Here is a 6,619-nt window from a genome sequence, read left to right as displayed (position 1 = left end):
AGGCCGCGGATCCGCGTGCTGCCCCGGCTGCGGCTCCGTGCGTCGCACCGGCTGCCGCGGTCGCCGCCCTCGCCGCACTCGCAGGGTGACGGCGAGGGCGATCGCTCGGGAGAAGGCCAGGGCCAGGGCGGCACCCGGCACGCCGAGGGCGGGCAGCGGCCCCGGGCCGAGGATCAGCAGGGGGTCGAGGAGGAGCAACAGCGCGTTGGAGAGCAGGGCGATCCGCATCGGGGTGCGGGTGTCGCCCGCGCCCTTGAACAGGTCGTCGGCGACGCGCTGGCCGACGAAGAGCGCGAAGGCCGGGAACGCGACGGCGAGGTAACCGGCGGCCTGTTCGGCGGCTTCGCCGTCCAGGAAGGCGCCCGCCAGCCGGTCGCGCAGCAGGAAGCCGCCCGCCTCGGCTCCCCTCGCTCGGCTGCGGCCCTCTCGACCTGCCTCGAATAGAGATACATCGTTTCGAGGCACATCGACAAGAGGTAATATGACGACTCCACAGGGCGCACTCCGACCGAAGGGCTCCAGCCGTGTTGACGCTCGCGATCCTCGGTTTCCTGTACGACCAGCCGCTTCACGGCTACGAGCTCAAGTCCCGGATCACCGGACTGACCGGTCATGTCCGACCGGTGAGCGACGGCGCGCTCTACCCCGCCATCGCCCGGCTGGAGAAGGCCGGACTGCTGCACCGCCGCACCGAACCGGGCAGCGGCGCCGCACCGCGGCAGACGCTGGAACTGACGACGCAAGGGCGGGCCGAACTGCTGCGCCGGCTGGCCGACCCGGAGCAGGCCGAGATCACCGACCAGATCCGCTTCTTCACCGTCACCACGTTCCTGCACCATCTCGCCGACCCGCACCGGCAGGCCGCCGTGCTCCGCCGCCGACTGGCCTTCCTGGACGCTCCGAGCAGCTTCTTCTACGACGGGACGGGGCAGCCGGTGACCGCCGAGCGCGAGCCGAACCCCTTCCGGCGCGGGATGCTGCTCGTCGCCCGGGCCTCCACGGCGGCCGAGCGGGCCTGGCTGACCGGGACCATCGCGGAGCTGGAACAGCCAGGCGGGGCGGAGCTCTCGGAAGGCTAGGCCGACCAGGCGATTCGGGAGCGAAAACGAAGGCGCGAACCCCTGCCGAACGGCAGAGCGAAGAGCCGGATTCAGGCCGTTCCGCATCTGGCTCTCCCCCGCCCCGGCATCGCTATGATGATCCGCCTCACGTCCTCGGCGTCCCCCTCCGCGGCGTGACCCGCCACCGCGCCCCGCCGTCCCCCTGGAGGCCGCCGTGCCCATGTCCGAGACCGCGGTCGAGGCCGCAGTCCACTCCGCGCCGCTGAAGCGGGACGACATTCCCGGCTGGTTCTTCAGCCTCGACCGGGCCGCCTTCAGCCACCTGCTGTCCGCCCAGACCGCGGCCGGCGTCACCGGCGACATCCTGGAGCTCGGCAGCTACCTCGGCCGCAGCGCCGTCCTGCTCGGCGACCACCTGCAGCCGGGTGAGCGGCTGACGGTCTGCGACCTGTTCGACTCCGAGGCGGGCGACGCCGAGAACGCCGCCGAGATGAACATGTCCTACCGCAGGACCCTCACCCGCAGCGCCTTCGAGGCCAACTACCTCGCCTTCCACGGCGAGCTGCCCGAGATAGTGCAGGCCCCGACCTCGGTGCTGGCCGACGGCCGCGTCCGGGCGGACAGCTGCCGCTTCGTCCACGTCGACGCCTCCCACCTCTACGAGCACGTCTCCGGGGACATCGCCGTGGCCCGGGCCGCACTCGGCGAGAACGGCGTGGTCGCCCTGGACGACTACCGCTCCGAGCACACCCCGGGCGTCTCCGCCGCGGTCTGGGAGGCGGTCTTCACCGGCGGACTGCGGCCGGTCCTGCTCACCCCGATGAAGTTCTACGGCACCTGGGGCGACGCGGCGGCCGCCCAGGCGGTCCTGCGGGAGCGCGACTGGCCGGCCGAGGGGTACACCGTCGACGAGGACACCATCGCCGGCGCCCGGGTGATGCGCCTCAACTACCAGGTCAAGGGCCCGGTCCAGCGCTCCACCTCACGGCGGCTCGCCCTGGAGCTCCTGCCCCCGGTCGCGACCAAGGCCACCCGCCGGATGCTCCGGACGCTGCGCGAACGCCGCGCCGTGCCCCCGCTCCCGAGCGCCTGACGCCTCGCGCGCCGGGGCCCGCTCCGCACCGGCCGGGCCGGGCGCCGGCTTCGTCCCGTACACGGCCCTGTTCTCCCGAAGCCACGGCGAAGCGCGCCCCGCAATCGGAGTGGCGCTCGGCCAGGGAGAGTGAGGCGGGTCCGGGGACACTTGGGCCGACCCGGAGGGCGGCGAAGTCGATGTGGGCCTGTTCGACGGCTTCGGGGCGCGCCCCGCGCTTGGCGTGCTCGGCCGGCGCCCGGTGGATGCTCGCGACGGAGCCGTTCCGTCCCTTCCGCCGGCCGACGGGGATGATCAGGTCGGGCCGGATCTGCTCGACGGACCGCCGCCCGCGCGGCACCGCAGGACGGCGTGCACCGCGTCGTCGGTGACGACGGGCGGTCGGCCGCCGTGCCTGCCCTTGCGGGCCGCGGTGTCGAGCCCTTCGAGGGTGGACGCGCGGCCGTTCTCCCGCGCCGCCCGCAACGCCTCCTCGAAACGGGGCGGACTCGCACCCGGGCCCTGATCCCCTCCCTGAAGACCTTCCCCCTCCGGATGCCGTGCCCCGCGAGCGGCACGGCGAGCCGGGCCGGAGGTCGCGCTTCGGACAGGCCTGCCGACGGGGTCCGGCACCCCGTGATCGATCTTGCTCGCGTACGGGACCGCTTGCGAGAGGGCGCCCCCAGTGGACACCTAGTCCAGATTGGATATAACGTCCAATTCAGGAGGAGTCCCGATGCGAGCAACGGATCGGCTCGGCCGCCCGCCACGAACTGACCCCGCCTGCCCGATGATCACCATGCTCAGCGTCGGCCCCGGCAGCCACCGGCAACAGCCCAGTCGATGACAGCAGAGCCACTCGAAAGAGAACCGCAATGACGACCCCCTCCGGCGACACCCCCGCGCTCCCCACACTCACGAGCGACGACTCGACCCGTCCCGGCGATGACGGGTGCATGAAGTTCGAACTGGTCGAAGTATTCGGGAATGAGCCGCTCACCGGAGGACCGCTCGGAGTGGTCACGCGCGGTGCCGCCTATGACGATGCGCTGATGCAACGCCTGGCGGCCCGCCTGGCCATGCCGGAAACCGTCTTCCTGCGCCGGGGCGACGGAGGAGAGGTGGAGGTGCGGATCTTCACCCCCTATGTCGAGCTGGACTTCGCAGGTCATCCCCTTGTGGGAGCAGCCGCAGTGGCAGTGCGACAGGGCCTGGCCCGGCCCGGCCGGGTGGCGCTGCGCACTCGGGGCGGAATCGTTCACGCGCAGGTGGGGCCGACGGGGGAAAGTGCGGTATTGGAGGAACGGGCCTGTCAGGTGGGTCCGCCCATCGCTCCGGATCTCGTATGCGAAGCGGTTGGGCTCGCTTCGGACGCGGCAGTGGGGCCCGTGAGACTGGCATCGGCCGGACTCGGGTTCGCCTGCCTCCCGGTGAGCGCCGCCGATCTGGAGTCGACCGAGGCTCTGCCGCACAGGGTTGCGGCGCTCGCCGAGAAGGCGCCCGGACTGGCCGGCGCTTTCGGGGTGGCCGTGTTCGTTCCGCGATTGCCCGAAGTCCGCGCCCGGGTCTTTGTTCCCGAGCCGGTTTGCGCGGAAGACCCCGCCACAGGCTCGGCCGCACTGGCCATGGCCGGATGGCTGGCGCACGCGGGGCCGACGGGCGAGCCCCTGGCGTTCGACATCGTCCAGGGCACCGCCGAACTCGGCTTCTCCAGATTGCGGGTGGAAGTCCGCCGGAATGCCGATGGGGACATATTCGCGAGCGTCGGCGGCGGGGTGCGCACCTTGCTGAAAGGGCAGCTCATGGCGGGCAAGAAGGTCGACCGGACCTGAGAACTGCCCACCCGGCGATTCACGTGACGGCAGTCGAGCCGGGGCGCTGACCCCGCCTGCCGTGCTGGAGCGTCACAGCATTTAGCCGATATTCGTATTAGCACCTTTCATATCTTCGACACTTCTTCACTCTCGCGAGTGAATCTCACTTAAAGATTTGCCCACGGAACGTTAAAGAGCGCATAGTGGTGGCACCTCAGTTCGGTCTGGTAAGCACCAAGTTCAGGCAAAGTCATCCCCAGTGAGGAGAAGACCTTGTTCCACGGAAACACGGCAACGGACAGCCCCGGGCAGCGGCTGCGCGCGGAGATCGCGGGCCCGGGGGCGACGCCGCTGATCGGCGTCTACGACATGTACTCGGCCTCCATCGCGGCCGAGCACTACGACGGCATGTTCGTCTCCGGCTTCGGCTTCGCGGCCTCCTACTACGGGCTGCCGGACATCGGTTTCATCGCCTGGCCCGACATGGTGGGCTTCGTCGAACGGCTGCGCGGGGCGTTCCCCCGGCACCACCTGCTGGTCGACATCGACGACGGCTACGTCGACCCGGAGGTGGCCTGCCACGTCGTGCGCAAGCTCGAACGGATCGGCGCGTCGGGCGTGATCCTGGAGGACCAGAAGCGGCCGCGCCGCTGCGGGCACGCGGACGGCAAGCTGGTGCTCCCGCTGGAGGAGTACCTGGAGAAGCTGGAGCTCGTCCTCGCCAACCGGACGGACCTGGTGGTGGTCGCGCGCACCGACGCCACCGAGGAGGCCGACATCCTGCGCCGGGCCCGGGCGCTCGCCGCCACCGACGCCGACGTGGTGCTGGTGGACGGCGTGCGCAGCGAGGAGTGGATCCGCCGGATCCGCCGGGTGGTCGGCGACAAGCCGCTGCTGTTCAACCAGATCGCGGGCGGCAAGTCGCCCCGGCTGTCGCTCTCGGAGCTGTCGGCCCTGGGGGTGGACGTGGCGATCTACAGCACCCCGTGCCTGTTCGCCGCGCACCGGGCGATGGACGACGCCCTGGCCGAGCTGAAGAGCGCCGACGGGCGGCTGCCCACCCCGTCCGGGGGGCGCGAGCAGGTCGGCGTGCGGGAGTCCACCGAGCTGCTGGAGCGGAACATCTCGCGCCCCAACGGGCTGATGGCGGTGACGGCATGAGGGCCGGGCAGCTCAGGCCGGCCCGGCCCTCGTCGGCCCTGCCCTCGCCCGGCCAGCCCTCGTCGGCCGCCGTTCTGCGGGCCACCGCACTGGGGTTGGCCGGGGCCTGCGCCCTGCTCGCGGGGGCCACGGCGCCCGCGGCCGCCGGCGGCGGGCTGATCACGGTCGTGGACAACTCCAACGCCGACTCCTGGCTGGAGATCGACCGGACGGCCAACCTCCAGAACGGCAGCGGCTCCGCGGGCAGCGACCACGACGGCGCCGGCTCGCTGGTGGGCGGCCTGCTCGGCCCGGGTTCCTCCTCCGGGCCCTCGCTCCGCCCGGTGACGGGAGGCGGCCCGTGACCGACCGCCTGGCGCGCCCGGAGCAACCACCAGGGCTCCGGGCGCGCGGGGAACGGGACCACGAGGTGCCGGCGCCCGAAGTACGGGCGCAGACGCAACACGGCTCCGGGCCCCGCTCCCGAAGACTGCTGCCGCGCTGGCTGGACCCGTACATGGCGGCGCTGGCCGGGACGGTCGGGCTGGCCGCACTGTTCCCGGCCTCCGGCGCCTCGGCGCGGGTCGCCGAAGTGGCCTGCGACCTCGCGGTGGCACTGCTGTTCTTCCTCTACGGCGCCCGGCTCTCCACCCGCGAGACCCTGGCCGGGCTGCGCCACCTGCGGCTGCACGGGCTGGTGCTGGCCACCACCTTCGTTCTCTTCCCGCTGCTCGGCGCGGCCACCGCGCTGCTCACACCCGTCCCGCTCACCGGGCCGTTGCAGACCGGGGTGCTGTTCCTCTGTCTCGTGCCCTCGACGGTGCAGTCCTCGGTGGCGCTCACCGGCGCCGCCGGGGGCAACGTCCCGGCGGCGATCTGTGCCGGCACGTACTCCAGCCTGGCGGGCCTGGCGCTGACGCCGCTGCTGGCGGCCTGGCTGCTGGGTTCGCACACCGAGCTGTCCGCCGACGGGCTGCTGCGGATCGGGCTGCAGCTGCTCGCGCCCTTCCTGCTCGGGCAGGTGCTGCGGCCGTGGCTCGGCGGTCCGCTGTCCCGATACAAACGGGTGCTCACGCCGGTGGATCGCGGCTCGATCCTGCTGGTCGTCTACACGGCGTTCAGCGCGGCGGTGTCCCAGGGCATCTGGGGCCTGGCCACCCCGCTCGCGCTGCTCGGGCTCCTCGCGGTGCTGCTCGCCCTGCTCGCCGCCGCCCTGGCGGTCACCGGACTCGGTGCCCGGCTGCTGGGGCTCGACCGGGCGGCCACCGTCGCGGCGGTGCTCTGCGGTTCGCAGAAGAGCCTGGCCAACGGCCTGCCGATGGCCACCGTCCTGTTCGGAGCGCAAGCCGGGCTGATGGTGCTGCCGCTGATGCTCTACCACCAGCTCCAGCTGATCATCGGCACCGTCCTCGCCGGTCGCTGGTCGCGGGCGGCGGCGAGCGGCGCGGCGGGCGGCTCGGTCCCGCCCGCGCTCACCGGTCCGGGCGCTCCGCCAGTGCCCGGGTGATCCCCCGGCGCAGCCTGGCGGAGGC

Annotated in this window: 7 protein-coding genes; 6 read left to right on the top strand and 1 reads right to left on the bottom strand. The window is 72.4% G+C overall.

Annotation, left to right across the window (positions count from 1 at the left end; all coding sequences use genetic code 11):
- On the bottom strand, window positions 1-465 hold a 465-nt coding region (locus ACFU6K_RS27500), incomplete at its 3' end, for an MATE family efflux transporter (protein ID WP_380667392.1).
- A gap of 59 nt (window positions 466-524) precedes the next feature.
- On the opposite strand from ACFU6K_RS27500, the gene ACFU6K_RS27495 reads away from it, so the two are divergent.
- From ACFU6K_RS27495 to ACFU6K_RS27470, 6 genes are all read left to right on the top strand, one after another.
- Window positions 525-1,079: a PadR family transcriptional regulator gene (locus ACFU6K_RS27495; RefSeq protein ID WP_380667390.1), complete on the top strand. Its 555-nt coding sequence runs from the start codon at window positions 525-527 to the stop codon at window positions 1,077-1,079.
- Window positions 1,080-1,281: 202 nt separating this feature from the next.
- Window positions 1,282-2,154 (top strand): class I SAM-dependent methyltransferase, encoded by an 873-nt coding sequence (locus ACFU6K_RS27490; protein ID WP_380667388.1) that lies wholly within the window; start codon window positions 1,282-1,284, stop codon window positions 2,152-2,154.
- A gap of 935 nt (window positions 2,155-3,089) precedes the next feature.
- A complete protein-coding gene (locus tag ACFU6K_RS27485) occupies window positions 3,090-3,965 on the top strand; it encodes a PhzF family phenazine biosynthesis protein (protein ID WP_380667386.1) in 876 nt (291 codons plus the stop codon).
- A 255-nt stretch (window positions 3,966-4,220) separates the two neighbouring features.
- Window positions 4,221-5,108 (top strand): oxaloacetate decarboxylase, encoded by an 888-nt coding sequence (locus tag ACFU6K_RS27480; RefSeq protein WP_380667384.1) that lies wholly within the window; start codon window positions 4,221-4,223, stop codon window positions 5,106-5,108.
- Window positions 5,105-5,452 carry a hypothetical protein gene (locus tag ACFU6K_RS27475; RefSeq protein ID WP_380667382.1) on the top strand — a complete coding sequence of 116 codons (348 nt, stop codon included), beginning with the start codon at window positions 5,105-5,107 and terminating at the stop codon, window positions 5,450-5,452. The genes ACFU6K_RS27480 and ACFU6K_RS27475 overlap by 4 nt, the downstream gene beginning before the upstream one ends.
- A 152-nt stretch (window positions 5,453-5,604) precedes the next feature.
- Window positions 5,605-6,594, top strand: a complete 990-nt coding sequence (locus ACFU6K_RS27470) for a bile acid:sodium symporter family protein (RefSeq protein WP_380667394.1) — start codon at window positions 5,605-5,607, stop codon at window positions 6,592-6,594.
- Window positions 6,595-6,619: the final 25 nt, after the last annotated feature.

This window comes from Kitasatospora sp. NPDC057512, from assembly GCF_042802135.1.
In the GTDB taxonomy this organism is placed as follows: domain Bacteria; phylum Actinomycetota; class Actinomycetes; order Streptomycetales; family Streptomycetaceae; genus Kitasatospora.
Note: the sequence above shows the minus strand (reverse complement) of the source record. Positions and strands in the feature narration are given on the sequence as shown.

What these genes read in the sequence shown, in the direction of transcription:
- ACFU6K_RS27490 (WP_380667388.1), top strand. Translation starts at nt 1,282, where the DNA reads ATGTCCGAGACCGCGGTCGAGGCCGCAGTCCACTCCGCGCCGCTGAAG.
- ACFU6K_RS27485 (WP_380667386.1), top strand. Translation starts at nt 3,090, where the DNA reads ATGAAGTTCGAACTGGTCGAAGTATTCGGGAATGAGCCGCTCACCGGA.
- ACFU6K_RS27475 (WP_380667382.1), top strand. Translation starts at nt 5,105, where the DNA reads ATGAGGGCCGGGCAGCTCAGGCCGGCCCGGCCCTCGTCGGCCCTGCCC.
- ACFU6K_RS27470 (WP_380667394.1), top strand. Translation starts at nt 5,605, where the DNA reads ATGGCGGCGCTGGCCGGGACGGTCGGGCTGGCCGCACTGTTCCCGGCC.